Raw genomic sequence first — 744 nt, 5'->3', positions numbered from 1 at the left:
CCGTACTTGTACAACTACGTAGGCCAACCTTGGAAAGGTCAGGCAGCCATCGCCGCAGCAACCAACATTTGCTACAAGAACACCGCTGACGGCATTTGTGGTAACGACGACTTCGGTACGCTCTCTGCGTGGTTCGTGTTCCGTGCGCTTGGTTTCTACCCAGTAAACGCTTCTTCTGGCATCTACGAAATCGGTACTCCGCTGTTTGAAAGCGCGTCTATCGATGTCGGCAACAACCAGAAGTTCACGGTGACCGCGAAGAACGTTAGCCGCGAAAACATCTTCATTCAATCGGCTCGCTACAACGGCAAAGACTTCAACCGTACTTACTTGACTCATGACGAAATCATGTACGGCGGTGAGTTGGAGTTCGTGATGGGCGACAAACCAAATCAACGTTGGGGCTCTCTAGAGCAAGATCTTCCACCAGCACAAGGCATCGGTGAGTTCTTGCATGAAGACGAGATGCCAGCAGGTTCTCGTTAATCCCAATAGTGGCAACTCAGCCGGGGGAGCGCATCTCCCGGCTATCCCTACAAGCAAATTTTATAAGCAGTTCTTTAGAAACAGTCTCTTATAAACACTTTTATATACGAATAACGACAAAACGGTATGCACATGTTTAAACGTAATCTTATCTCTTTGGCTATCCTGGTTGGTCTGACAGGTGGCTTGGCTGGCTGTAACAGCGACAACGATTCTTCCTCTTCACTACCGGGCGATCCAATTGTTGATCTTGCGGTA

Annotated in this window: 1 protein-coding gene; it reads left to right on the top strand. The window is 48.9% G+C overall.

Annotated elements, in window-relative coordinates:
- Positions 1 to 486, top strand: a 486-nt coding sequence (locus R7Z50_RS26910; RefSeq protein WP_318149670.1) for a glycoside hydrolase domain-containing protein, incomplete at its 5' end; no start/stop codon positions are given.
- Positions 487 to 744 lie beyond the last annotated feature (258 nt).

The organism is Vibrio sp. 1249-1 (assembly GCF_033340495.1).
The sequence above is the reverse complement of the archived record's forward strand: the minus strand, read 5'-3'. Positions and strand labels throughout refer to the sequence as shown.